The sequence below is a fragment of the Acinetobacter sp. CY79 genome (assembly GCF_059515845.1).
On record NZ_JCAKMY010000023.1, the window covers coordinates 25,419 to 51,877 of the forward strand.

18 protein-coding genes and 1 pseudogene are annotated in these 26,459 nt (G+C 38.6%); 7 read left to right on the plus strand and 12 right to left on the minus strand.

All coding sequences use genetic code 11. From position 1 onward, the window contains the following. Window positions 1-3: 3 nt before the first annotated feature. Both ppk1 and mtgA read right to left on the minus strand, forming a co-directional pair. Window positions 4-2,115: a polyphosphate kinase 1 gene (ppk1, locus tag AC5YCE_RS10805; protein ID WP_496172036.1), complete on the minus strand. Its 2,112-nt coding sequence runs from the start codon at window positions 2,113-2,115 to the stop codon at window positions 4-6. A 100-nt stretch (window positions 2,116-2,215) separates the two neighbouring features. Continuing rightward, complete coding sequence (gene mtgA / locus AC5YCE_RS10810) at window positions 2,216-2,896, minus strand: monofunctional biosynthetic peptidoglycan transglycosylase (RefSeq protein WP_496126351.1); 681 nt, start codon at window positions 2,894-2,896, stop codon at window positions 2,216-2,218. Window positions 2,897-2,973: 77 nt separating this feature from the next. Here mtgA and AC5YCE_RS10815 point away from each other — a divergent pair, with 77 nt between their 5' ends. Next, window positions 2,974-3,789, plus strand: coding sequence for a rhomboid family intramembrane serine protease (locus AC5YCE_RS10815; RefSeq protein ID WP_496172037.1), 816 nt, complete (start codon window positions 2,974-2,976; stop codon window positions 3,787-3,789). Window positions 3,790-3,882: 93 nt separating this feature from the next. Here the strand turns inward: AC5YCE_RS10815 and AC5YCE_RS10820 are convergent, their stop codons facing one another. Together AC5YCE_RS10820 and AC5YCE_RS10825 are read right to left on the minus strand one after the other, a co-directional pair. Beyond that, the gene (locus AC5YCE_RS10820; protein WP_496172038.1) at window positions 3,883-6,471 is read right to left on the minus strand and encodes an ABC transporter permease; all 2,589 of its coding nucleotides are present in this window, start codon (window positions 6,469-6,471) and stop codon (window positions 3,883-3,885) included. Beyond that, the gene (locus tag AC5YCE_RS10825) at window positions 6,471-7,205 is read right to left on the minus strand and encodes an ABC transporter ATP-binding protein (RefSeq protein WP_496172039.1); all 735 of its coding nucleotides are present in this window, start codon (window positions 7,203-7,205) and stop codon (window positions 6,471-6,473) included. The genes AC5YCE_RS10820 and AC5YCE_RS10825 overlap by 1 nt, the downstream gene beginning before the upstream one ends. Window positions 7,206-7,234: 29 nt before the next feature. Here AC5YCE_RS10825 and AC5YCE_RS10830 point away from each other — a divergent pair, with 29 nt between their 5' ends. Further along, the gene (locus tag AC5YCE_RS10830; RefSeq protein WP_496172040.1) at window positions 7,235-7,861 is read left to right on the plus strand and encodes an arylesterase; all 627 of its coding nucleotides are present in this window, start codon (window positions 7,235-7,237) and stop codon (window positions 7,859-7,861) included. A gap of 39 nt (window positions 7,862-7,900) precedes the next feature. On the opposite strand, the gene AC5YCE_RS10835 is transcribed toward AC5YCE_RS10830, so the two are convergent. Further along, window positions 7,901-8,515: a carbonic anhydrase gene (locus AC5YCE_RS10835; protein WP_496126347.1), complete on the minus strand. Its 615-nt coding sequence runs from the start codon at window positions 8,513-8,515 to the stop codon at window positions 7,901-7,903. Window positions 8,516-8,819: 304 nt separating this feature from the next. Between AC5YCE_RS10835 and AC5YCE_RS10840 the strand changes: the two genes are divergently transcribed. Both AC5YCE_RS10840 and AC5YCE_RS10845 read left to right on the plus strand, forming a co-directional pair. Further along, window positions 8,820-9,800, plus strand: coding sequence for an alpha/beta fold hydrolase (locus tag AC5YCE_RS10840; RefSeq protein ID WP_496172041.1), 981 nt, complete (start codon window positions 8,820-8,822; stop codon window positions 9,798-9,800). A 44-nt stretch (window positions 9,801-9,844) separates the two neighbouring features. Then, the gene (locus AC5YCE_RS10845) at window positions 9,845-10,843 is read left to right on the plus strand and encodes a hypothetical protein (RefSeq protein WP_496172042.1); all 999 of its coding nucleotides are present in this window, start codon (window positions 9,845-9,847) and stop codon (window positions 10,841-10,843) included. A 39-nt stretch (window positions 10,844-10,882) separates the two neighbouring features. Here the strand turns inward: AC5YCE_RS10845 and AC5YCE_RS10850 are convergent, their stop codons facing one another. The 3 genes from AC5YCE_RS10850 to nfuA all read right to left on the minus strand — a co-directional run bounded on the left by AC5YCE_RS10850 (window position 10,883) and on the right by nfuA (window position 15,088). Further along, a complete protein-coding gene (locus AC5YCE_RS10850) occupies window positions 10,883-12,175 on the minus strand; it encodes a methyltransferase domain-containing protein (RefSeq protein WP_496172043.1) in 1,293 nt (430 codons plus the stop codon). Window positions 12,176-12,244: 69 nt separating this feature from the next. Next, window positions 12,245-14,272, minus strand: coding sequence for a TonB-dependent receptor domain-containing protein (locus AC5YCE_RS10855; protein ID WP_496172044.1), 2,028 nt, complete (start codon window positions 14,270-14,272; stop codon window positions 12,245-12,247). Window positions 14,273-14,449: 177 nt separating this feature from the next. Then, window positions 14,450-15,088 carry a Fe-S biogenesis protein NfuA gene (nfuA, locus tag AC5YCE_RS10860; protein ID WP_496172045.1) on the minus strand — a complete coding sequence of 213 codons (639 nt, stop codon included), beginning with the start codon at window positions 15,086-15,088 and terminating at the stop codon, window positions 14,450-14,452. A 159-nt stretch (window positions 15,089-15,247) separates the two neighbouring features. Here nfuA and AC5YCE_RS10865 point away from each other — a divergent pair, with 159 nt between their 5' ends. Both AC5YCE_RS10865 and AC5YCE_RS10870 read left to right on the plus strand, forming a co-directional pair. After that, entirely contained in the window at window positions 15,248-15,865 is a 618-nt protein-coding gene (locus AC5YCE_RS10865) for a rhomboid family intramembrane serine protease (protein ID WP_496126341.1), read from the plus strand. A gap of 337 nt (window positions 15,866-16,202) precedes the next feature. After that, window positions 16,203-17,747 carry a hypothetical protein gene (locus tag AC5YCE_RS10870; RefSeq protein WP_496172046.1) on the plus strand — a complete coding sequence of 515 codons (1,545 nt, stop codon included), beginning with the start codon at window positions 16,203-16,205 and terminating at the stop codon, window positions 17,745-17,747. 92 nt (window positions 17,748-17,839) lie between these two features. On the opposite strand, the gene AC5YCE_RS10875 is transcribed toward AC5YCE_RS10870, so the two are convergent. Then, complete coding sequence (locus AC5YCE_RS10875; RefSeq protein WP_496172047.1) at window positions 17,840-19,462, minus strand: inorganic phosphate transporter; 1,623 nt, start codon at window positions 19,460-19,462, stop codon at window positions 17,840-17,842. A 464-nt stretch (window positions 19,463-19,926) separates the two neighbouring features. On the opposite strand from AC5YCE_RS10875, the gene metH reads away from it, so the two are divergent. Next, window positions 19,927-23,631: a methionine synthase gene (metH, locus tag AC5YCE_RS10880; protein WP_496172048.1), complete on the plus strand. Its 3,705-nt coding sequence runs from the start codon at window positions 19,927-19,929 to the stop codon at window positions 23,629-23,631. 55 nt (window positions 23,632-23,686) lie between these two features. Here metH and AC5YCE_RS10885 read toward each other — a convergent pair whose 3' ends face one another. From AC5YCE_RS10885 to AC5YCE_RS10895, 3 genes and pseudogenes are all read right to left on the minus strand, one after another. Next, window positions 23,687-24,631 (minus strand): AAA family ATPase, encoded by a 945-nt coding sequence (locus AC5YCE_RS10885; RefSeq protein ID WP_496172049.1) that lies wholly within the window; start codon window positions 24,629-24,631, stop codon window positions 23,687-23,689. Beyond that, on the minus strand, window positions 24,628-26,094 hold the full coding sequence (locus AC5YCE_RS10890) for an AAA family ATPase (protein ID WP_496172050.1): 1,467 nt from the start codon (window positions 26,092-26,094) through the stop codon (window positions 24,628-24,630). The genes AC5YCE_RS10885 and AC5YCE_RS10890 overlap by 4 nt, the downstream gene beginning before the upstream one ends. Before the next feature lie 151 nt (window positions 26,095-26,245). Beyond that, window positions 26,246-26,455, minus strand: a pseudogene (locus AC5YCE_RS10895) (endonuclease domain-containing protein); the annotation flags it as partial. Window positions 26,456-26,459: the final 4 nt, after the last annotated feature.

The following is a 26,459-nucleotide window of genomic DNA, read 5'->3' on the forward strand; positions in this document are numbered from 1 at the left end:
TTTTTATTTAAAAACTTCAAGTAAGACATGTTGAGCATTATGAGGAATTTCCCCTTCTTTTAATTTTACTCGCTCCCAAGTGCCATCACCATTGAGCAACCAAGAACCTTGATTGTCTTTCATATAATTCAACAACCCTTGTTGATAGATATGTTTCTTTAACGTTGGCTCTTCAATTGGGAAACACACCTCAACACGATTAAAGAGGTTACGATCCATCCAATCCGCACTTGAACAATACAATCGTGAATTGCCATCATTTCCAAAGTAATACACACGTGTATGTTCTAGGAAGCGCCCTACGATTGAACGAACTCGAATATTCTCAGATAAACCCGGCAAGCCTGGACGTAAGCAACAAATTGAACGAATAATCAAATCAACTTGCACCCCTGCCTGAGAAGCCTCATACAACTTATTGATCAATTGAACTTCAGTAAGTGCATTCACTTTGACAATAATTTTTGCAGGCTTACCTGCTTTTGCATGTGCAATTTCTTCATCAATGAAAGCAATCAATTGCGTATGCAAAGTAAATGGCGCATGTAACAGCTTTTTCAGCTTCGCCATTTTCCCCATGCCTGTCAGCTCTTGGAAAATACGATGTACATCTTCACACAAATCTTTTTGCGTGGTCATCAAGCCATAGTCTGTATAGATACGGGCATTGCCAGCATGATAATTCCCTGTACCTAAATGTACGTAACGTACCAATTTATTATTTTCACGGCGTACCACAAGAATCATTTTGGCGTGAGTTTTGTAACCTACAATGCCATAAACAACCACTGCACCCGCTTCTTGAAGAACATTGGCAACTGCAATGTTCGACTCTTCATCAAAACGTGCTCGAAGCTCAATCACTGCGGTCACTTCTTTACCATTGCGCGCGGCTTCAGCCAGTACCTGCACAATTTCTGAGTCAGGGCCACTACGATAAAGCGTTTGTTTAATCGCAAGCACTTGAGGATCTCGTGCGGCTTCACGCAACAAATTGATGACCGGTGAAAATGATTCAAAAGGATGATGCAACAAAATATCTTGTTTCTTCATTGCAGAGAACACATTCTCCGCTTTCTTCAATGCTTTTGGTATTACGGGCGTGTGTGAGTCATAACGTAAATGTGGACGCTTGAAATTAGACAGTAAACGGGCAAGATTGACTGGCCCATCGACTTTATAAAGTTGTTCTTCTTCTAAATCAAACTCATCCAATAAATAATCATAAATATGTTTTGGACAATTATGAGTCACTTCCAAACGCACCGCACGACCAAAACGACGTGAGTTCAACTCTCCTTTGAGTGCGATTGCTAAATCTTCAACATCTTCATTCAATGCCAAATCTGCATTGCGTGTCACGCGGAACTGGTAGCAACCCGTTGCAGTCATACCCGGGAACAAATCAGAAACATGTTCGTGAATAATCGCTGACAACATCACATGATGTTCCTTGCCACCTGTGAGCTCGTCAGGCAAACGTACAACTCGTGGCAAGGAGCGTGGCGCAGGAACAACCGCTAAATCAATCTGACGACCAAATGCATCTTTACCTTCCAAAGTCACAATAAAGTTGAGACTTTTATTGACTAATCTCGGGAATGGATGCGCAGGATCAAGACTGATTGGGGTTAAAACCGGTGCAACTTGTTCTTGGAAATACTTTTTCACCCATTGAGACTGCGCAGGCGTTAACTCACCACGGCGCAAGAAACAAATATCTTCTTTTCGCAGTTGAGTAAAAATTTCTTCATTTAAAATACGATATTGGCGCTCAATCGCAGCATGCGTCGTCTCAGAAATTTTCTCTAACACTTGTTTAGGTGTAAGACCATCTGGACTACGACTTTCATTACCCAGTGCAAGTTGCTCCATGACACCTGCAACACGAATTTCGAAAAACTCATCCATATTACGAGAAAAGATCAACAAGAAGTTCATGCGCTCCAATAGCGGATGCAGAGGATCAACCGCTTGTTCGAGAACACGCAAATGGAAATCAAGAATAGACAGTTCACGATTAATAAATCGATCATTATAGGTATATTGGACTGGCGCTAAAGTATCTTTTGACACGTTAGTGTCTTGAGAAGAAGTCGTCACTGCGGTATTCATGTTCAACCTGTGTTCAATGGTTTGATCTAAGTTTAGTATGCTTCAAATTTATGACAATTTCATAAAAAAAAGCCTAAATGTATTAGGCTTTTGGTCTTTTTTATTGTTTTGGTAAATCGCTATGGCGCATATATTTTAAAATCAGTCGCTTTCGGTACTGTAATGTACGGTCATTACGATGATTTTGATAATATTTTGGATTCGGTAATAATGCTGCTAAGAATGCCGCTTGTTCACGTGACATACTGCGTGAGCTGATCCCAAAATAGTGCTGGCTGGCTGCTTCAACCCCATAAATGTTTTCACCAAATTCAACCGAGTTGATATAAACCTCAAGAATACGCTGTTTTGACCAAATGCGTTCCATCATCCACGTCGCAACAGCTTCTTGACCTTTACGAACAAATGATCGCTTGTTAAATAAAAACAGGTTCTTCGCTAACTGTTGCGAAATCGTAGAGCCACCTGCAACCACCTTACCTTTGTCTTTATTACGTTCAAGTGCAAAACGCATCCCATCCCAATCGAAACCATGATGTTGCATAAATTTTGCATCTTCCCCTGCAACAATCGCTTGTTTGAAATAGGTACTGATATTGTCATAGTCACGCCATTCATGCTTAATTGGCTGTGATGAATCAGACCAATAGTCAATCCGCATCATCATGGTGGAGTTAACAGGATGGGTTCGCCACCAGACTAAACTTGAAAATATCCAAAGCTGTACCAAAAGTATAAAGCTTATAATGATCAGTGCTGTACGTACAACAAAAGCCTTCATGCTTCTGGTTTCCTCCTGAAAAAATGTATTTTCATGCTAAGCTTGCGGATAAATAATGGCGAATGCACAAAAATATCATGTCTGATTATCCGATCTCTATGCAAAATAAAAATAAAATACAAATGCAGCTTTGGTGGATCACTGCTTGTCTCATCGCAATCAATGTCGGGCTTTTTGCATGGCAAGTCATGCAAGGGATGGATATCACCCAACCCAGCTCAATGGATGCTATCCGCTGGGGTGCTGATTATGCACCGATTACATTTCTTTCGGAACCCATTCGACTTTTTACCAGCATGTTTTTTCATTTTGGTTTCATTCACTTGATGTTAAATATGTGGGCGCTCTATATCTTTGGCAATGTGGCAGAGCAACTCTTCGGTCGTCTTTATTTTTTGGGTTTATACCTATTCGCAGGATTGCTGGGAAGCTTGCTCAGTGGCTATATGAGCATTCAAGACACTTATACGTTGATTCAACTCGGGGAACCCAAACAAGACCTTTATCCCGGTGTAGGCGCAGGCGCATCGGGTGCGGTGATGGGTCTTGGTGCTGCCCTCACCATGCTATCTATCTTACCCAAACTTAAAAATCAGCTGTTTATCTTGGATAAAAAAACGTTACTGATGGTACTAGGCATCAACCTTTCAATGGGCTTTATGATCAGCGGTATTAATAACGCCGCACATATCGGTGGCATGATCATGGGTGCTGTATTGGCATTGATTTGGTATATCGGTCAAAAACTCAATCAAAGTACTATATTTAATATCGCAGGACTGATCATTGGCATAGCCAGCTGCTATTTCTTTTATCAATATTGCTTAAATTTGGTCACGGATATTGAACCACTCTGGCAGCAATTCAGTCAGCAGATTTTAAGTGAGCTTTGATCCTAAAAAATATGAACCACATGGGTTCATCCTTTCAAACAGAGGCACAGAATAGATTTATTGATTAGCCATCTAGTCTGTTCAGCACAAGTCTTATTGGCTCATTTCTCTTAAGCTTTGTAAGGGTGGAATATCACTGAGATAACTCAAACGATAACGCCCAATCAAAGCACATAAAATAAACATGGTGATTGGTAGAATCAGCCAAATTTCCCAATGGGGCTGAATACTCAAGTCCATTTTATAACTGGCGATGGCACTGATCACTTCTGCAAATAAACATGCCACCACACCAGAAATCAGCCCAATTAAACCTATTTCAACGGTCATCATATTTTTGAGTTGGGCTTTAGAACTCCCAAAAGAACGCATTAAAGCGACTTCTCGTTTGCGTTCATCCATCAATAAATTGATACAAGCAATCAGCACTAGGAAGCCCGACAAACTCACTAAGATCGCTAAAATCGTCACGATCTGAACCAATACATTCACCAGTTTCTTGATCTCATCCAAAATCAATGACACATCAATAAACACGGTATTGGAAAATTGTTGAATCACTTTCACCAATGCATCTTTATCCGTAGGTGGAACGTAGAAACTGCCTAGATAACTGCCTGCATAGGCATCCATCGAATTCGGTGCAAAAATAAAGAAAAAGTTAGGCGTAAAACTTTCCCATTCGACCGTGCGTAGATTAATCACTTTGGCTTGTAATTCACCTTCTGGCAAACTAAAAGTCAACTGATCCCCTACTTTAATACCTAACTCGGTTGCAAGGTTGGCCTCTACTGAAACCTCACCTATATTTTTAAAAGATGCATTGCCCTCGACAATATCATTGTTTTGAGGATATTGATCCGACTGCGTCAAGTTCAACTCACGTCTTAATGAATTATTACTTTTAACCAATTCAGGGCTAAAGGCTTGACCATTATGTGCAATCAAACGTCCTTTAATGTTTGGATATAACGGTGTACTTTCCCATTGATTGGCTTGGATTTGAGATCTGAATTGTTCTACTTCAAACGGCGGTAACCCGTAGACAAACTGATTCGGTGTGCCTTCGGGTAATTGCTGTTGCCAACGATCCAACAAATCTGTTCTTAGCACCGCCAGCACCGTGATTAAGCTCAAACCCAATGCTAATGCCGTAATCTGTAATGCTGTCTGTGTGGGGGTTCGAACATAGCTCGACAGTCTATTTTTGAGCGCTTTGATGCCCTTTAGAATCAACCAAATCACACCATATAAAATCGCGCTTAATACAATAATCACGCCGATCACCAAGGCGCTCAACATGATATTTTCAGTCAGAACTAAACTAAAAATAATCAGACTCACCACACCTGATGCAAACATAATCATCATCGATCGAGCAGATTTTTCTTGTTGACGAATCACGCGTATTGGGGGTGTATTCAACAATTGCCATAAGCTGGGAAGGACAAATCCGAACAGTACTATCGCACTGGTAAAGATCGCAATCGGCAATGGTCCAAACAGCATATCCGTAATTTTAAAACTCAACTCTAAATTCGGAATAATTTGAAGCATCAGTTGTAATAATGTATAGCCCAAACCCAAGCCCAAAGCACTACCGATAATCATTGATATCAACACGATGGCACCGAGTAAGCTGATATAGGCACCAAGAATTTGTTTCTTTTCAGCCCCCATACAACGCATCAATGCAATGTAATCTTGGTTTTGATGGACATAGCGTTGACTGGTCAGTGCAATGGCAATTCCACAAAGTAAAATGGTTAAAATATTCGCCAGTTGTAAGAACGTATCTAAGTTTTCGATTGGCTTGACCAACCGTGTGTTGCCATCACTCGCAGTACGAAGCCTTAAACTGCCTTGTTCAGCATCTTCATTTACGGTATCTGCATCAACATTGTCTGATGAATTCGTTTGCGCTGAATTGGTTTGATTAGAAATACGCTGAGAAGAATTGGTCTGAGAAAAATTAGTCTGAGACCCAGCATTGAGCCTATTTTTTGAGTCGTCTAAACGCCCTGTCTGTTGCTTATAAAAATTTTCAAAAGCATTGAGTTGTTGCGGTTCACCTGACATCAGCAGTCGATAATCAATTCGGCTACCCGGTTGAATCGCATTAGTTTTTTCAACATCTTGTTGTGAAATGATCACCGTTGGTGAAAAGCCTGCAAATCCCATTTCTTGATTGCTGTCTTGTTGGATCACACCTGTGACTTTAAATTGAGCATCTGCGATATTCAGCACATCCCCCAATTTGAGTTTTAATAACTCCAAAGCCCTTTGACTGAGCCACACTTCACCTGATTGGATAGACTTCGCGCTCGGGGCAATCACCAATTCGCCTCGTAATGGGAAATTAGGCTGAATGGCTTTAACATTGACCATGACAAATTCAGCATCGGTATGTGCCATTGAGCTAAATACCGTGACTTCTGTTTGTTTTAAATCTTGCTGAGTCGCTGCTTCTTTCCATGATGGGTCAATCGGATCATGATCCGTTAGCACCAAGTCTGCCGCTTGCATTTTAGCCGCTTGAAGCGACACCGCCTGTTTGATTTGATCATTACTAAACTTCAGCGCCGTGGTTGCACTAATTGCCAAACTAATCGCAATAATGAGTAAGTAAATGCCTGTGGAGCCGAAACTCTGTCGCAGTAAGGGTTTAAACAATGCATTCATTACATTGTCTCAACTGTTTTAACATGCTCAATCAAGCGACCATCTTTTAATTCAAAATGACGCTGACATTGCGCTGCCAATTTGGGATCATGGGTGACGAGCACCAATGTCGTACCGAATTCACGATTTAAATTAAATAAAAGCTGCTCAATCTCATGTGCAGTATCCCCATCCAGGTTTCCAGTCGGTTCATCTGCGAAGATGATTTTGGGATCACTGACCAAAGCTCGAGCAATCGCAACACGTTGTTGCTCACCACCCGACAAAACTTTTGGGGTTTGATGAATTTGTCTTTCCAACCCCACTCTTTTTAGTAAGCTTTCTGCTTTTTTCTCTGCTTCTGCATAATTAAAATGAGGCTGTAACCTTAATGGCAACATGACATTTTCAAGTGCCGTTAACGAAGGCAACAATTGAAAGGATTGGAAAACAAAACCAATATGTTTTAAGCGAATCAAAGCGCGTTGTTCTTCATTCAGATCATGTAAAGATTCACCACTGACATACAATTGACCAGAAGATGCTTGATCCAAAGTGGCTAAGATCCCCAATAATGTTGATTTACCTGAACCTGAGCGCCCAGTAATTGCAATCTGCTCTCCTGCCAAAATTTCGACATCTACATTTTCAAAAATGGTGAGTAACTTTTGCTGCAATTGAATGCTTTGTGTAAGTTTCTGTGCAGAAATAATCACTTGTGGCATGATAGATGAAGTCGAATCAGATTGAAGCATAGAAAGCCTTTATGTATTTTAAAAGTATAATGAATTTCAATATCTTAAAGAGATTTACACCGTTAATTATCTGTGGTTTATTTATCGCTGTGCCTGTCTCGGCATTTGCAAAAACGATCCTGATTGTCGGTGATAGCTTAAGTGCAGGCTACGGTGTAAGCCCACAACAGGGTTGGGTCAATTTATTACAACAGCGCTTAGACCAACAGTATCCGAAAAAACATAAGGTGGTCAATGCCAGTGTCAGTGGTGAAACCACCAGCGGTGCTTTGGCGCGTTTACCTAAATTATTAGCAACGCACAAGCCACAGATTGTGGTGATCGAATTGGGAGGTAATGATGCCTTACGTGGACAACCGCCCAAGATGATTGAACAAAATTTGGCAAGATTGATTCAACAAAGTCAAAAATCCAATGCAACTGTTTTGTTATTTGGAATGAGGATACCACCTAATTATGGAACAGCTTATAGCAAAGCATTTGAGAATAATTACAAAACACTCAGCCAAACCTATAAAGTCAAACTGCTCCCATTCTTTATAGAAGGTGTTGCTGGTAATAAAAGCCTAATGCAAAAAGACTTGATTCACCCCAATGCAAATGCACAGAAAATTCTTCTAAATAATGCATATCCCTACATAAAAGGCGCTTTATAAAGCGCCTTTTTTTCAATCTTTAATTTTGATTTGATTCAATTAGAAATCGAAGAAGGTCACTTCACCTGTTTCAAGTGAGTATTCTGCACCTACAACTTTCAATTTGCCTTTAGATATAAAACTCTCCAATACAGCAGAACCATGGCGTAACTGATTCACCGATGCAAAGACATTTGAACGAACTGCATGGCATGATAATTTTTTCAGATCATCTTTAAGTTCTGTTTGCATTAAGATTTCAACCGATGGTCGAACACGGTTTACAATAGACATGAGATTTGCAGAGGGTGGTTTATCTGGATTTGCGAGCACTTCAATGGTTGATTCAATCGCACCACAGTGGGTATGACCCAGTACCACAACCACAGGACAGGCAAAGCTATCCACAGCAAATTCAACACTTCCAACTTGTGATGGTGCAACGATATTTCCTGCAACACGAATTACAAATAAGTCTCCTAACCCCTGATCAAAAACCATTTCGGCAGGTACACGAGAATCAGAACAACCTAAAATAATGGCAAATGGTTCTTGAGTTTCTGCCATTTGAGCGCGCTCTTGATGTGACAAAAGTCTCTGATGATTTGTTTGACCCTCTACAAAACGTTGATTACCATTTTTTAAACGTTCTAAAACTTCTTCTGCAGTCAGCATGTTTCTTCCATGGGTCTAAAGGTTCGACAATTTTAATACCGTACTTTTTCAAAGTCACTGACTAAATTTATACTCAGTTACATTATTTTCTTATTGCGAAAAAATACATCCTCCATAGCATGCATGATTTACTCGGTCGCTCAACGCCCTTAACTTTGATTTTTTTCAACTTAAATGCGGCATCCATTGAGGGATTTTTTCGACCACCTTGGCGAGTTCCTACTGCAAATGTCGTACAGTTCTATAGAAATCATTTTCTAAAAACTGAATATAATTTGTCGATAATTTTTTGGACTTTTTTTGAATGGCATCATTTGCTCCCACTTTCTCCATAAAACACACTTTAGTTTGTTGTCTCGCATGTTCATCTTTTCTTTTTGCATTAGCCCATTCACATGCACAAGAAGAATTTATTGACTTCAAAAAATACCAAAATGAGGAACGTCAGTGGGCAAATGTAAAGACCAAAACACTGAAAGTTGGCGATGTTACTTGGACTTATAGTGAAGCTGGTGCGTCAAATAAACCCACGATATTGCTCATTCATGGAATAGGTACAAACCGAGATTCTTGGAACCCCATCGCTCGTACATTAAGTTTGGATTATCACCTGATTATTCCAGATTTACCCGGTAGTGGTGATACAAACGTTCCTGATCATTTTGATCTTAGCTTGCAGAATTTAACGGATCAACTTCGTCGTTTTGTTGAAGCTTCACATGTCCAAAATCAATTACATCTAGCAGGTCACTCGGTTGGAGGTTCGATCGCACTGATGTACGCATCGCAATATCATTACGATACCAAAAGTTTATTTATTATGAGTGCTGGTGGCATCTTAAAAAACACTCAAACTCACTACTTAAACAACCCGATTTATTTAAAACAATTACTCATTCAACAACCGGGAGACTTAGACTTTGTCACACGTAAGGTAATGTACAATCCCCCTTTTATTCCCTCTATTATTAAAAAACAATATGAACAAAATTTAATTAAAAATTCTCAACATACAGCACGCTTAATTCACCAGCTCAACGATATGAATAAACAATATTCTTTAGCATCATTTAAAGAAATGTTGGGGCAAATTAATTCCCCTACGTTGATTCTCTGGGGTCAGCAAGATCAGATTGTAAACGTTGAAGTCGCACAAGACCTTAAAAATGCCCTCAAAAATGCGAGACCACCGATTATTTTAAACCATGTTGGCCACATTCCGATGCTTGAGGCGCCAGAACGTGTGAGTCAGAGCTATTTAGCGTTCTTAAATACAGTACAATGATAGGCAAAGGATGCCATCCTTGAAGGACTTTTGAGATTATTTTCATGACGAAGAACCCCATCATTGAACAACTGATCGATGCTCAACTTGAATTCTTGGATCAAGAGTTTTCAAGTGCAGATACCATTCAAAATGAGTTTATTGCTTTTTATCATTGGTTTCGAAAGCAGCCGCTCAAGAATCTTTGGAGTTTTCCTCAAATCAATGATTTATTACAGAAACAAATTCTGGAAACGCCAGCCAGCTCTTTTTTGATTGAGCAAATTGCCGATCATATTCGACTGGCTTTGGCACATAATGTAAATGACTCCACCAAGATTGAAGATATCATCCCAGTTGCAACCATTGATAAAATTGCTCAATACGTTGCAAGTAAAAGCTCACATCGTCAGGCTTTAATCAAAAGATTAGTCAATCATCCTGCTTTTTCAACAACATTGACCCAACTGATTCATCATTCAATTCAAGATTATATTGATAATTCAGTCATGAATAAAAAAGTCCCTGGTGTGGGACGCTTCATGAAAATGGGTAAATCTGTTTTAGAGTCTGTGACAGATTCAAACTTAGATGACACTGTTAAACATTATCTTCAAAAAAACATCATTAAAATTAGCCAACTCAGTGAACACGTGATCAATCAGCAGTTTGATGACAATAAGCTCTATCATTTTCAAGCCAATCTATGGCACAAGATTAAACCAGTGCCTTTATCACGATTGAGAAACTATATTGAAGTCTCTGACCTCCCCAATACGGTAGGAATGGGGCACGAAATTTGGGATCATCTTCGTCAAACAGATTATTTAAAACAACAAGTGCATGATGGTATCTATGCTTGGTACATTCGCAATCAAGATCATAATTTTGATGCGATTTTGAATGATATCAATATTGATGAAAGTCTCATTCAAAATCAATTACAAGCACTACTTGCTCCTGTGATTCAACAGATGATCTCATCCGAGCATTTAAAACAGCGTGCCAGACTCTATCTGGAAAAGTTTTATTATTCTGAAAAAGTGAATGCTATTCTAAGTTAAAAATAAAACTGCTCAATGAGCGGTTTTCTGTGATTTAGTTTAAAAGTTCATTTCGATCGCTGAGCCATGCAAACTACTTGCACGCCATGCTAAACCTTGTTGCTCCATCCACTGATTTGTGGCTTTTAAGAATTGTGATTCGTTCTGTTTGAGTGAAGGATGAATATACCCTGTCCAAATTAGCAACAAAATGATATCTTTAAATTGGTGAATCGAAATCTTCAAGTTCAATTGATCAAACAAAGTTTGAATGGACTGTTCAGATTGAGCCAATAACTTTAAGATGTCTTCACAGATTCCAAGAATATCTTTAATTGCAGATATTTTCGGGTCATGTTGAAGACTCTGCCCCACTGGCGCATTGGGGAGTAAACTCAATCGAATGGATTGAAGTACAGCCAATTGCTCCTTCTCATTTAATTTCGTTTTATTTTTAATATAAACATCCTGTCTCTGCATTGTATTTAAACTAATATCTCGTACTGTTTCTTGCAAAGTAATTAATGGTAATTGTGCCATTGTTTTTCTAATTTCAGCAGTTAAGCTGATAATATCAAGATATTCAGCAATACCTGCACCAGTCACAAATCCCATTTCATAATGACCAAATGCTCTGATCATATCAGCTGAATGTTGAGGCTCCCAATGCTCAGATAAAAAATCATGAGCAATATAATTAGGCTGATCTTGAGCCAACTGCTCAAGTTTTTCCTGTAATTGCGGAATATTGGCAAATAAGCCCCTTTGACTTTGTGCCAGTTTTCTTACCAAGCCTAAACTTTGAATAGCTTTGCTTCCCGAATCACCTTTTAAGTTACGCGACATCTCAAACATGAGTTTTTGGATTGAACTCAGCTCAGTTGCACCCGGATGACTCATATAACTGCAATAGACCATGCCACTAGGCTTAAGAAACTTGGCGATCACCTGTAATAGCACTGCTTGGTTTTCTTTTGAAATCCATGACCAGACGCCATGCGTGACTATAAAGTCAAAAGGTTCCAAATCTTGGGTTAAAAGCTCTTTAAAACTCGCCCGAATAAACTCAAGGTTATCAATCTGGGTCTTGGCTAAGCCCTCCTCAGCCACCATTAGTTGCTGTACATTAAAGTCTACGCCTACGAAGTGCCCTTTAGGGTTTGCCGCTGCGGTTAAATGCAAATGTATTCCCATCGCACAACCTAATTCTAAATAGCGATATGGTCGATCGATATCTGGACTTTGGTAACCTTTCAATTGCGTCAATGTACTCAACCAAATTGGCATCGCCTGACGATGGACAAAAGTAGGATATGGGACATCGATAACATAACCGTCTTGTAACTGATTCATGGCACACCAATAGAAATGATAAAAATACAAATAGCCCAACAGCGTGGGCTATTGTTTCATGATTTAACCTTAGAAACGTGCTGTGAAACCTAAATAATATTCTGCTGGATTACTTGTGCCATCTCCACCAGCATCGATACTCACACCAGCGACGTTTTTCACACCACTTCTGAATGTGAGCGAATCATTAACTTCATAGTTCGCCCCCACATCCATTGTTGTATATGCTTTTGCATATGTAGCAGATGAATCTTCTGCTTGAAGTGCTTGCTTACCTAAATATTGAACATTTGAATGTAGATTCAATTTATCGGTAACATCCCAGTAAACTCCAGCATTGAGGGTAAGCTCAGGTGTTGCCAATAATGTAGCACCTGTTTCCAAGTTTTTAGATTCGATCATGTAAGTAGCATTACCACTCATACGAACTGCATCATTCAATGGAAATTTATACGTTACCTCTATACCACTAGTTCGTGCTTTTTCAACATTTTTTTGCATTGTATAGAATTGATTTCCATATCTTGCATAGCGTTGGTTCTGCATTAGATCATTAATATCACTACGGAAATATGTCATATCTACAGCATATCCACCATCAGCGTAACCAAAACCGACTTCGTAGTTTGTACTTGTTTCAGGCTCTAAATCTGGATTCCCCAGCATGTTACATACATGACCTGCTGATGAACCACCCCAATCCGAAAATACTCTGCAACCATTCCCCATTGAACCAGTACTAGAAGTTGCTGAACGTTCTTTAAGGTTTGGTGCTCGGAAACTTCGTGAAACGCCCCCTTTTACAGTCCAAATATCAGTAGGGTGATATACCAAGTAGCCTCGAGGAGAGAAGTTTAGATCAAAATCTTCATACTGATCTAATCGTCCACCCAAAGTTAAAATTAAATTCTCTTGTAAGTGAATTTGATCTTCGGCGAAAAGTGACCAAGAATAAGCATTCGGTGATAAGTCAGCTATTAAAGATTCACCAGTATCCACATCGACATTAATGTTTCCGATGTTACTAGCATTCGAGACTTCTTCATATTTGTACTGTGCACCGACAGTTAGATCATTTTTTAAACCAGCGATTTGTAAAGGTTTAGTAGCTTTTAAATCTAAAACTGCTTCGGTTGCTTTAGTGTCACCGATATTTGCTTTTGAAGTAGCGAAATCATCCTTATTTTCAATTTCATTATAATAAAGATCCACATAGGTTTTTAAGTCGTTTTGGAATGAGCCGACATGACCAATCCCTAGTCCTCGTCTTTCCATCTCATAAGCGAATTGGCTCGCTCCACCTGTTATAACCTCAGGTTCTTCTTTACCCCATGATGCATCTAAGTTAAATGCATGTGTATCAGATGGTGCCCAAGTGAGACGGCCATTTACGGTATCATTAATTGCGCCTGAAGTACCTGTTTTTGAAGAATCCCCTTCACGATCTGTACGGTTTACACCGAGTCTAAACCCTAAAGTTTCTGATAATGGCCCAGCTAAAGTTGCACCATAAGTTATGGTATCACCACGTGTACTAGTATCAGGCTTGGTATAATCTAAATTCACAGATCCTGAGAATTGCGATGGGACCTTTTTAGTAATGATGTTAATTACACCACCAACAGCCTCAGAGCCGTATAGTGTAGACATTGATCCTCGAATAACTTCGATACGCTCAATTACATCAGGAGTAATCCAGTTTAGATCCTGATCTACACGATCAGGGCGATGACCTAAAAGTGATTGATTACCAATTCTCTTACCATCTACCAAAATTAGTGTGTATTTATCAGGCATACCACGGAAGGTAATTTTTGACCCAGAGCCTGAATTTTTAAAACCACCTGTTACACCAGGTAAGTCACTTAATACTTCAGCTAGATTACTATAAGGTTTTCTTTTTAAATCTTCATTGGTAACAACACTGATAGATGCGGGAGCATCTTTTACATTCACCTCCGAACCACTCGCAGAGACTACAATGGTATCTAGTTTTGCATCTTTATTTATTTGAGTCGTTGAATCTGCATATGTACCTGAGCTCATTACCCCAACCACAGCAACAGCGAGTGCAGACTTAATCCATTTATTGTTCATTACTTTTGTCCCAGAAAAATATTTAGGAGAGATCTAGAATTTAACGTGACAAATTGTAACTAATATAAAATATATTGCAATTGCTTTTGATAATTATTCTCATTATTGTTTACAGGATATGCAAAAGCAAAAAAAAGCTCCCTTATTGGGAGCTTTTTTTCAAATATTCAAATCGTCTTATTTAAAATAAGCGCCTTCAGCTTGGGTATGATCCGTTTGATCCACAACACGCTTTAATTCAGGAATATGCTGTTGTAACGTGGTTTCTACACCTTGCTTTAAAGTGACATCAATTGCAGAACAACCTTGGCAACCACCACCAAATTTCAATACAGCAGTTAAACCATGTTCTTCATCTTCAACCACTTCCACCAAGGCACAATTACCGCCATGCCCTGCCAAACCCGGATTGATTTCCGATTGAAGGATATAAGTAATACGTTCTTCAATCGATGCATCAGGACCGACACGTGGAACTTTGGAATTCGGCGCACGGAAGGTTAACTGACCACCGAAGCGATCTTTATTATAATCAATTACAGCATCTAACAAATATGGAATAGAAGGCGTATCAATATATGCAGCAAATTCTGGATAATCTTGCTTGTAATCTGTTGGTACAACTTCATCAGGTGCGCTATAAGCCATGCAACACTCTGCGCGTGGAGTTCCTGCATTTTCCACAAAAACACGTACAGCGATACCCGGAGTATTTTGCTTGTTGAGCAAGTCAAATAAGTACTCTTGTGCAGTTGGTGTAATCAATAAATTTGGAATTTCTTCAGCAACTGCAGTGCTGGTGTTCTCAGTCGACATAACAATATTTCCTCATGCTGAAGCATCTATTTTAACTTAAGATCGGGGGTAATATCTGAAAATCAACTAAATTTGTCGGAATTATTATCAAATTACAATATATTGATAAGTGAAAAGGCATTATGATCATTAAATAGTTAAAAAAAGAATCGTTTATTTATGCTGGATTTACCTTTTAATCATACTGTTAGCATTGTCATCATTACGGTGATCATCTCCCTCATTGCATTTTCAAACCAAAATGTAATGAATCGTTTAATTTTTTGGCCACCTGCCATGCAGAAAGGTCAGTATGATCGCTTTATTACCCATGGTTTTATCCATGCTGACGGTACACATTTACTGTTCAATATGATCACCTTGTTTTTCTTTGGTAGCGTAATTGAGAGTTTTTATCGTCAATATTTCTATGATCTAGGCTTTGTACTGTTTTACTTGGGCGGTTTAATCGTTGCGATTATCCCCAGTTATTTAAAACACAAAAATGATCATCGTTGGGCAAGTCTGGGTGCATCGGGGGCAGTTTCCGCCGTACTTTTTGCTTATATTTTATTTGAACCTTGGAAACTGATTTTCGTTTTCTTCATTCCTGTTCCCGCGATTATTTTTGCTGTTCTTTACATTGCTTATAGCATCTGGTCTGGCAAAAAAGGCAATTCAAATGTGAACCACAGTGCGCATTTATGGGGTGCGGCTTACGGCGTGATGATGACCATAATCATTGAACCACGACTGATTGCACATTTTTTCAATAAACTCACTCAATTGCCTTTCTAAAGAATTCTATAAAATAATGGCTTTTAAATTAGACTTGTCGATCAAATCTTGAAAATAAAGGTTGGTCACACTCATTTAGCTTTAACAATAAAAGGACGGTTATCGTCCTTTTTTTATTTTGCTCTTTCACTTTTCTGTTTAAATTGAGTTTTTTTATGCTGTGGATTCATCATTTTGGCTCTCATAGATTGAACCATCATCAGGCTTGCTAAAAATATCGATGAACCAATTATACAATCCACACAATATTGGTAGTTAATGCCACCAACAAATCAAATTTGGCATAGATAATGTTTACATCTGTATATAAATGATGAATCATCACGAGAGTTTTTGCATGTCTGAAGCATTAGAAGGGATTCAATTCCCGATCAATTCTACCAATAATAAACCAAGCACCTCGAAAACCGGGCAAGCCATTCTATCTGAAGCATTGTCTACTGTTGACCGTAAAACATCACAACAAGTGCTCTTGGAAAAAAATTGGCGCAAAAAATACCCGATTTATTTTAAAGCTTTGGTCGAAAATGGAATTCGGAATCAAGAAAATCCGATTCAAATTGCTCAAGCAGGTTTAAATAAAGCCCATCACAGCTTTGAATTTTATCGTGATGGTCAAAAATGTAACTTAAACGAGATGTTGAACCTAGCAGCTCAACCCCTCTATTCCATTAAGTTACATGGTGAAAGTAAAGCGAAACCTGAATGGTATGTGCCCTATCATGGACAGCATCTAAAAGGACAAGCCCTGTTAGATCAAATTCAAACATGGGAAGATACTGGCATTATGGAAAGTAGCCATGCTGAAGCACTCAGAACGGTACATGCACATCCTGAATGGTTTGATCTATCTGACCGTACTATGGTGCTGTTTGGTGCTGCCTCTGAAGCGGGTCCTTTGACATGGTTAGCGCAATGGAAAGCCAATATTATTGCCCTAGATCTGCCTAATTCACGTGTTTGGGACAAGATCTTAGCCACGATCAAAAAAGGCAATGCGACGCTGATTGCTCCGTGCATAGAGCAACTTGATCCAAATGCATCGATTGAGACTTTAAAAGAAAAGCTGGGTGCTAATTTACTGACTCAAACACCTGAAATTGCACAATGGCTAAGTAAAAAAGAACAGGCTTTAGACCTGGCTGCAATTGCCTACCTTGATGGTGAAAAGCATGTTCGCGTATCGATGGCAATGGACAGCATCATGCAATATATCAGTGAAAAAAAGCCAGATACCAGTCTAATGTATATGTGTACGCCAACCGATGTGTATGCAGTCCCTGCTGAAGTGATCAATGGATCTGCTGCCAAATTCAAGTCACGCTCTCAACCTGAAAAACTCATCAGTAAAGGGATTGAAGCACTGAGTCTTAAATATTTCTTTAAGCAAAATTCACATGATCTGATTTCATCGGAGCAAGGCCAAGCCTATGGGATCGCAGATTGCTTAGTGGTGGAGCAAGGACCTAACTATGCCCTTGCTAAACGTATTCAACAGTGGCGTGCAACTTTGGCTCGCCATCAAGGTCAACGTGTGAGTATCAATATTGCACCATCAACCACCACACATTCAGTGATCAAAAATCCGTTGCTTAAAGCTGCGTTTAATGGCGCAGGGATTTTTGATGTAGAGGCGTTTGATCCATCTACAACCAATGCCATTATGGCGGCGCTGTGGGTACATGATTTGCGTAATCCAAAGTCAATTGCCAATCCTGAGCGTAAAATGAATCATCCATTGGAACTCATGATGGAAGGCGCTAATCACGGTGGTTTATGGCGTGTGGCATATTTAGCACGTACTGCACTTCCTTTTGCAGCGTTATATGGCTTTGCTGAAGAAAAGCTGCCTAAGGGTTTAATGAAAAGGTTTAAGAAATAACGGATATTTCATGATTCGTTTATAAAAAATAATCGATAAAAATCACCCAATAAAAAAGCTGCCCTAAGGCAGCTTTTTTTAATCAATCTAACTTAGAATACTTTTAACAATAACCAGAATAAACCACCTGATAAACAGATCGTTGCAGGTAAAGTAAAGATCCAAGCTGACAGAATGGTACGAACCATTTGGAAATTCAAGCCTGATTTATTGGCAACCATGGTACCTGCGACAGCAGAATTCAGTACGTGAGTGGTTGATACTGGCATACCGAAACCATCAGCAGCAGCAATTGTAGACATTGCCACTAGCTCAGCAGACATACCTTGACCATAAGTCATATGTTGCTTACCAATACGCTCACCTACAGTCACAACGATACGTTTCCAACCCACCATTGTTCCAAGACCCAGTGCCAGTGCCACCGCGACTTTTACCCAGTTAGGGATGTATTGTAGGAATGAATCCATGTTGTCACGGTAATCATCTACAGTTTTAACTTGAGCTTCAGTCATTGCTGGTAAAGCTTCAGCTTTATCCAAACGTTTGAAAGTGGTTGCGCTCAAATACATGTCATTACGTAAAGAGGATACTTCTGCTTCAGGCACATCTTTTAATGAACCATAAGCACCCACACGGTCACCTAAGTGATCGGTCATACTCGCCAATGCAGGTACAACTTCAGGTGTTAATTCTTTGGTTTGGATGTACGTTGTTAATACATCACGTGCTTTTTCATCCGGAATATCAGCATGCTCTGCATAGATGATTTGCGCAGTTTGAGCAGACAATTGTTCAAATGACTGGATGTGTTGCTGATCTAAATTCTTGTTTAAAGAATAAGCCAATGGTACACAACCGATCAGGATGAGCATGATCAAGCCCATGCCTTTTTGACCATCGTTTGAACCGTGTGCAAAACTTACACCCGTACACGTAAAGATCAATAGTGCACGAATCAACGGTGGTGGTGGCTTATTACCTTCAGGCGGTTGGAATAATTCCACTTGTTTTTTGAAGATTTTTTTAACCAGCAAGAACAACACAGCTGCAAATGCAAAGCCGATTAATGGTGAGAATAAAAGTGCTTTACCCACTTTCATTACTTGTTCCATGTCTACGCCTGATGCACCACTGCTCGCGTTTAGAATGTAGTTCATGATCCCTACACCTAAAATCGAACCAATCAATGTATGCGAGCTAGATGCAGGAATACCAAAGTACCACGTTCCTAAATTCCAAGTAATTGCCGCAATCAACATGGCAAAAACCATGGCAAAACCCGCTCCAGAACCGACATTCATAATCAGTTCTACAGGGAGTAAAGCAATAATACCGTAAGCCACTGCACCGCTTGCGACCATTACGCCCAAGAAGTTACAGAAACCACACCACATCACCGCAACAGGTGCAGATAAGGCATTGGTATAGATGACGGTTGCAACTGCATTGGCTGTGTCATGAAAACCATTTACAAACTCAAAACCCAATGCAATGAATAATGCTGTGGCGAGCAAAATCACAGAGTAAAGGCTTAATGCAGGTACATGAGATAAATCAGCCACCAATTGGAAGCCAATATAAATGAGAGTGGAAATAATCAGTGTTAAGAACACCGGCATAAAAAACTTCGGTGTCGGCACATGAACATTGGTCGACGAGACTTGCGCCGATTGTTGTGCTGAATCTGAAACTGGAGATTGATTAGAATTCATGCAAGCAAGTAAAGAGGATAAGAATATCCCCTTATTGTTCAATTTAATTATTACAATTATATGACAAACACGTGTCATATAAAGCATCTAAATGACACTTTATGGATATAAAAATAAGATTCTTTTAGATTTTATTTAAAATAAATATATTAATTTCAATTATTTAACCAAACACACCTTTTATTTAACAGAGAATAAAGCTGACACAAGATAATGAAATAAATATGTAATATTTTTCATTAAATTTTCAATTTCTGATCAGAGGACTATTCTGCAAGCTAAATATGACAAAGATATGAACAAAAACAAAAATTTAAATTAAATTTATTGATTTCACATAAAGCGTTTAATTTTCATACATTTTCATGGCTTTACAAGCCAATGACGTTGGAATTATCAAAAAATGTACTTTAGATCTGCTAAAATATCGCACCTAATTAAGTCCAACATAGTGAGCGTCATTGATGTCTACCCTCGCCACCTTAAAAGAGCTTCTATCCCAACGCATTCTGATTATAGACGGCGCGATGGGAACTATGATCCAACGCCATAAATTAGAAGAAGCTGATTACCGTGGTGAGCGTTTTGCAGACTGGGCATCCGACTTAAAAGGCAACAATGACCTTTTGGTGTTAACGCAGCCACATATTATTCAGGGCATCCACGAAGCTTATTTAGAAGCAGGCGCGGATATCATTGAAACCAACAGCTTTAACGGCACGCGCGTTTCAATGTCAGATTACCACATGGAAGATTTAGTCCCTGAAATCAACCGTGAAGCTGCACGTATTGCCAAAGAAGCATGTAAAAAATATTCAACACCTGAAAAACCACGTTTTGTGGCTGGTGTCCTTGGACCTACATCACGTACCTGTTCTATTTCACCTCAAGTGAATGACCCTGCGTTTCGTAACATCACCTTTGATGCTTTAAAAGTTGATTATATCGAAGCGACTAAAGCGTTGATTGAAGGTGGTGCAGACATCATCCTTATTGAAACGGTATTTGATACTTTGAATGCCAAAGCTGCAATCTTTGCAGTAAAAGAAGTGTTTAAAGAACAAGGCTATGAATTACCCATCATGATCTCGGGTACGATTACTGATGCATCAGGTCGTACATTAACAGGTCAAACAGCAGAAGCATTTTGGAATTCAGTGCGTCACGCAGAGCCGATTTCAATCGGTTTTAACTGTGCCTTAGGTGCAGATGCGATGCGCCCTCACGTGAAAACTGTGTCTGATATTGCAGATACTTTTGTTTCAGCCCATCCAAATGCAGGCTTACCAAATGCCTTCGGTGGTTATGATGAAACGCCTGCGGAAACGGCTGCATTTATCAAAGAATTTGCTGAAAGTGGTCTGATCAACATCACGGGTGGATGCTGTGGTACGACGCCTGACCATATTCGTGCCATCTACAATGCAGTAAAAGATATTAAGCCACGTCAAGTGCCTGAAACTAAACCTGCTTGTCGTTTAAGTGGTTTAGAGCCGTTTAACATTACAGCGGACTCATTATTTGTAAACGTCGGTGAACGTACTAACGTCACAGGTTCTAAAAAATTCCTTCGTTTGATCCGTGAAGAAAACTTTGCCGAAGCACTGGATGTGGCATTGCAACAGGTGGTTGCAGGTGCACAGGTGATCGACATTAACATGGATGAAGGGATGCTCGATTCAGAAGGCGCAATGGTGCATTTCCTGAACTTGGTGGCGTCTGAACCTGAAATTTCACGTGTGCCGATCATGATTGACTCATCAAAATGGGAAATCATTGAAGCAGGTTTAAAATGCGTACAAGGTAAAGCGATTGTTAACTCGATTTCGTTAAAAGAAGGTTATGACGAGTTTGTAGAACGTGCTCGTTTATGCCGTCAGTATGGCGCTGCTGTCATCGTGATGGCATTTGATGAAGATGGTCAAGCGGATACGGCTACACGCAAAAAAGAAATCTGTAAACGTTCTTATGATGTTTTAGTCAACGATGTTGGCTTCCCTGCCGAAGACATTATCTTTGACCCGAACGTATTTGCGATTGCAACAGGGATTGAAGAACACAACAACTACGCAGTTGATTTTATTGAAGCAACGGGTTGGATTAAACAAAACCTACCACATGCGATGATTTCTGGTGGTGTGTCTAACGTATCGTTCTCATTCCGTGGTAATGAGCCTGTACGCGAAGCGATTCATTCAGTGTTCTTGTACCATGCCATCAAACAAGGTATGACGATGGGGATTGTAAACGCAGGTCAAATGGCGATTTACGATGACATCGACAAAGAGCTTAAAGCTGCAGTTGAAGATGTGGTTCTGAACCGAAACCAAGGCGACTCCTCATCAGAAGCAGGGGCACAAGCAGCAACTGAAAAACTGCTTGAAGTTGCCGAGCAATATCGTGGTCAGGGCGCAGCACAAAAGAAAGTTGAAGATTTAGAATGGCGTAAACTGCCTGTTGAAAAACGTCTTGAACATGCATTGGTCAAAGGGATCACGGCATTTATTGATGAAGATACTGAAGAAGCACGCTTAAAATCCACTCGCCCGCTTGATGTGATCGAAGGGCCACTGATGGATGGTATGAACGTGGTGGGTGACTTGTTTGGTTCGGGCAAAATGTTCTTACCACAAGTGGTCAAATCTGCACGTGTGATGAAACAAGCTGTGGCTTGGTTAAACCCGTACATCGAAGCTGAAAAAACTGCGGGGCAGTCTAAAGGTAAAGTGTTGATGGCGACCGTTAAAGGCGACGTACATGATATTGGTAAAAATATCGTAGGCGTGGTTTTAGGTTGTAATGGTTATGACATCGTTGACCTTGGCGTGATGGTATCGTGCGAGAAAATTTTACAAACTGCGATTGATGAGAAAGTGGATATCATTGGTTTATCAGGTCTCATCACCCCATCTTTAGATGAAATGGTATTTGTTGCAAAAGAAATGCAACGCAAAGGCTTTAACATTCCACTGATGATTGGTGGCGCAACCACATCTAAAGCACATACAGCCGTTAAAATTGATCCACAATATTCGAATGATGCAGTGATTTATGTTGCCGATGCTTCTCGTGCGGTGGGTGTTGCAACAACCCTGCTTTCTCCTGAAATGAAGCCTAAGTTTGTTGAAGACACGCGTGCCGAATATATTAAAGTCCGTGAACGTATTGCCAACAAACAACCCAAAGCTGCGAAGTTGTCTTATGCAGAATCGATTGAAAATGGTTTAAAAATTGATTTTGCTGCCAACAAACCTGTAAAACCAAACTTTATTGGTAAACAAACGTTAACCAACTACCCGCTAGAAACATTGGTTGAGTACTTTGACTGGACCCCATTCTTTATCTCTTGGAGCTTGGCAGGTAAATTCCCTGCAATCCTGACAGATAAGGTTGTCGGTGAAGCTGCAACTGATTTATACAATCAAGCGCAAGCGATGTTAAAGGACATTATTGATAACAAACGTTTTGATGCGCGTGCGGTATTTGGAATCTATCCTGCCAATCGTTCTGCGGCAGATTCAGTTCAAGTCTATGATGAAGCAAGTTCAAATGTGACGCATACGTTCCATCATATCCGTCAACAATCAGACAAAGTGACAGGTAAACCAAACCTCTCTTTGGCGGACTTTGTTGCGAAGAAAGATGAAGCTGAAGATTATTTGGGTGGCTTTACGGTATCGATCTTTGGTGCGGAAGAAATGGCACATGAGTACAAAGCCAAAGGCGATGATTACTCTGCGATTTTGGCACAATCTTTAGGTGACCGTTTTGCCGAAGCATTTGCGGAGCATTTACATGAGCGTATCCGTAAAGAGTTCTGGGGCAACCAAGCATCTGAGTCTTTAAGCAATGAAGAATTGATTAAGGAGAAGTATGTGGGGATTCGTCCTGCACCGGGCTACCCTGCTTGTCCTGAGCATTCTGAAAAAGCGACTTTGTTTAGTTGGTTAGATTCAACCAATGCGATTGGTACAGAATTAACTTCTAGCTTTGCAATGTGGCCACCATCAAGTGTAAGTGGTTTCTATTATGCAAACCCTGAAAGCCAATACTTTAACGTGGGTAAAATCGCGCAAGATCAGTTGGAAGATTATGCGAAGCGTAAAGGTTGGACATTGGATGAGGCAAAACGTTGGTTAGCGCCGAATTTAGATGATTCGGTGGTTTAAGAATCTTCTAATTTAGAAAAGAAAATCCCCTCAAATGAGGGGATTTTTTAACCATTTAAGTAACTGATTTAAACAAAGCATCATATTGATCAGAATCACTTGCCTTCAAAATATCTAGAACGGCTTTTGCCAGCTTTTGAGATTCAGGTATATCTAAAACTGAAATTCCTCTATCAAAACACTCTTGTAGATGTGACATTTCATTTGAAATTCTATTACATATCGTTGAAATTTTTGGATCAGAAATAAATTTTAAAAGTTTATCTTCATCCGATATTTTATTTGTTGGATATTTAAAATATAGATGTGCTTCTAAAAATTTTCTTAGATTATTCCCAAAACTATATACATGGTCTTCATTTAAATCAGACACAGGAATAGTAGCAACCATCAATATCTTAGAAAAAAGATAGTTATATTCTGTAGAAAAGTTTTTCATGTATTTAGGCATTGGTTTTAATAAACTTTTATCAATTGAACGCTCAAGGATAAAATACGAACACTCATTACTATCTACTTTTTTAATACATTGTGGTGCATGAGTACAAGCTTGTACTTGTTGATCTTTCTTTATTATTGGTTGAGAAATCCTGTGTAAATATTTTAAAAAATCCAAATTATGAGTGCTAATAAATAACTGTTTATATTTATATTCTTTGGGCTCATTCGGAATAATTATTGGTTTCGCTAATTCATTTTCAATAAGACTAAAAACATAAAAAATATGGTTTGAATCTAGACTACTAATTGGGTCATCTATCCATATAGTAGTGTCTTTAAGGTTTTCTAATTCCTTTAACTTAGCCATAAAGTAACAGAATGAAATGAGACTACATTCCCCTTCGCTTAAATGATGAGCTAACTCTCCGTTTCTTTCAACTTTGAATGAAGTGCCATTATTATAATCAATCAATCTTAAATGATTAATTGCAAAAAAATGCTCTAAATAGCCATTAACTATTCCTATACCTGATACTTCTGATACTTTTTTCTTTCTCAATTCGTCAATTGCGACAGAAAAATCTCGCTTCTTTCATTTATTTCTCGTTCTTTTTTTCGGACCTCATCTATAGCTGTAGAGTGTAAATTCAATTGCTTACGATTTAAATCGTATTCATTATTAATAATATATTCAAAAAATGCTTGTAGTGTTAAACTATTCTTTTCCGCTTCGATGCTTTCATTAAATTGGCTCGATCTTAGATTATGCTCTTGTATTACTTTTTCTAATTTTTCAAAAATCAAACTCATTGGCGGTTCACTAATATTAAGTTCAATATTGATAAATAAATTCTTTAGCTTATCTTCTAATTTTTCTTTTAAATCTTTTAACCAAAGACCACTAACTGTAATGTTCTCTTTCAGCTTTGCTTGTTCACCTTTGTATAACAAGGATAAGTCTGAATATAAAAGTGAGCTATCAGGTAAACCTTTGAATAATTCTCTTAGTTTAGCCATGTATTTTTCAAGTTGAGATATTAATTCTTGTATGTCTGTTTGGAATGCTAGGACTTCTTTATTAAAATACTCATCTAATTCTTCTAAAGTATGTTCTTCTAATTTAGACCCACAAAAACTACAGTTTTCAATATGATTTTTTTTGTGTATATGAATACCTTTTAGCACCCAATCTTCAACCAAAGGTGTAGTTATTCTTGCCAATGTTATTGATGGCTTAATTTCTTTATTAAATAATTCTATAGCTCTCCTTTTCACGTCAACAAAGTCAATTTGCTTTTGAAACATGAACTCTATTTTATCTTTTATAACTTCTTTAACTCTGACTTCTTTTGTATTTTTTATTCCATCTGCGAATGGAACATATTGTAAGTTTAATATTTCTCTAACTTTTTGCTCTAGTTGATCTTGTCTAAAAGTAATGGGCACATTGAAATATTGCGTATTATTCTTCATATAAACAGCATATTCAGCCAATGATGTTCTTATTTGTCTTTCTAATGCTGTAAATTTTAAATTTTCCTCTTTTAACTCCTCAGTAGCTTGCTCGATATAAAAGTCAAACGTATGGATACCTTGCGACTCTTTTTCTAAATATTTTTCAAAAAAAGTAAGCTGCTGTTCAATATCTACATTTACCTCACCGACTACAGAAAAAGGTTTAATATTTCCATTTATATCATTTTGCCAATCTAAATTCTTTTTTACGAAATCGACATTGTATACTTTTATTTTTTTAGAAATTTGGTTGAGATTGTCTAACGAAAACTGAGTATCTTGAAAGTAAAAATCACATTCTGCATTTTGATAAAAAGGATTTTTTTGTTTTGTCTCTATACACTGTATAAGTCTAGATAAGGTTGTTTTACCTGAATAATTTCGGGCATAAATAATATTCATTTTGCTGAATTTTAGAATATTATTTCCTTGATCGCGAACTGTATCATTCCATTTAAAATCATGGAATAACCCAAATTTCTTAATATTACTCATACTTAGTAGCATGTTACCCCCATTCAAAAACTTATATTTTTCAATTCTTCGTATAATTAAGTTTAAATTAAAACAAACACTTATGAATATCACTCATGATAAAATAACTGAGAATTTAAGAAAACAAGTGAATCTAAAGCTAGTATTCATTTCATATAAAATTCTATAAGCAACACTGATAAATCACTTCAACCACATCATCAATCTGCCCCATTACCTGTCCATTAGCAAACCTCAATACTTTCAACCCTAGCTACGCTAAAGCCTCATCTCGAATTCTATCTGCTTCTAAACCATCTTCTGTAAAGTGCTGAATACCATCATATGCAATCACCAAATTGGTAACAGGACAGTAAAAATACACGTTATAATTTTAA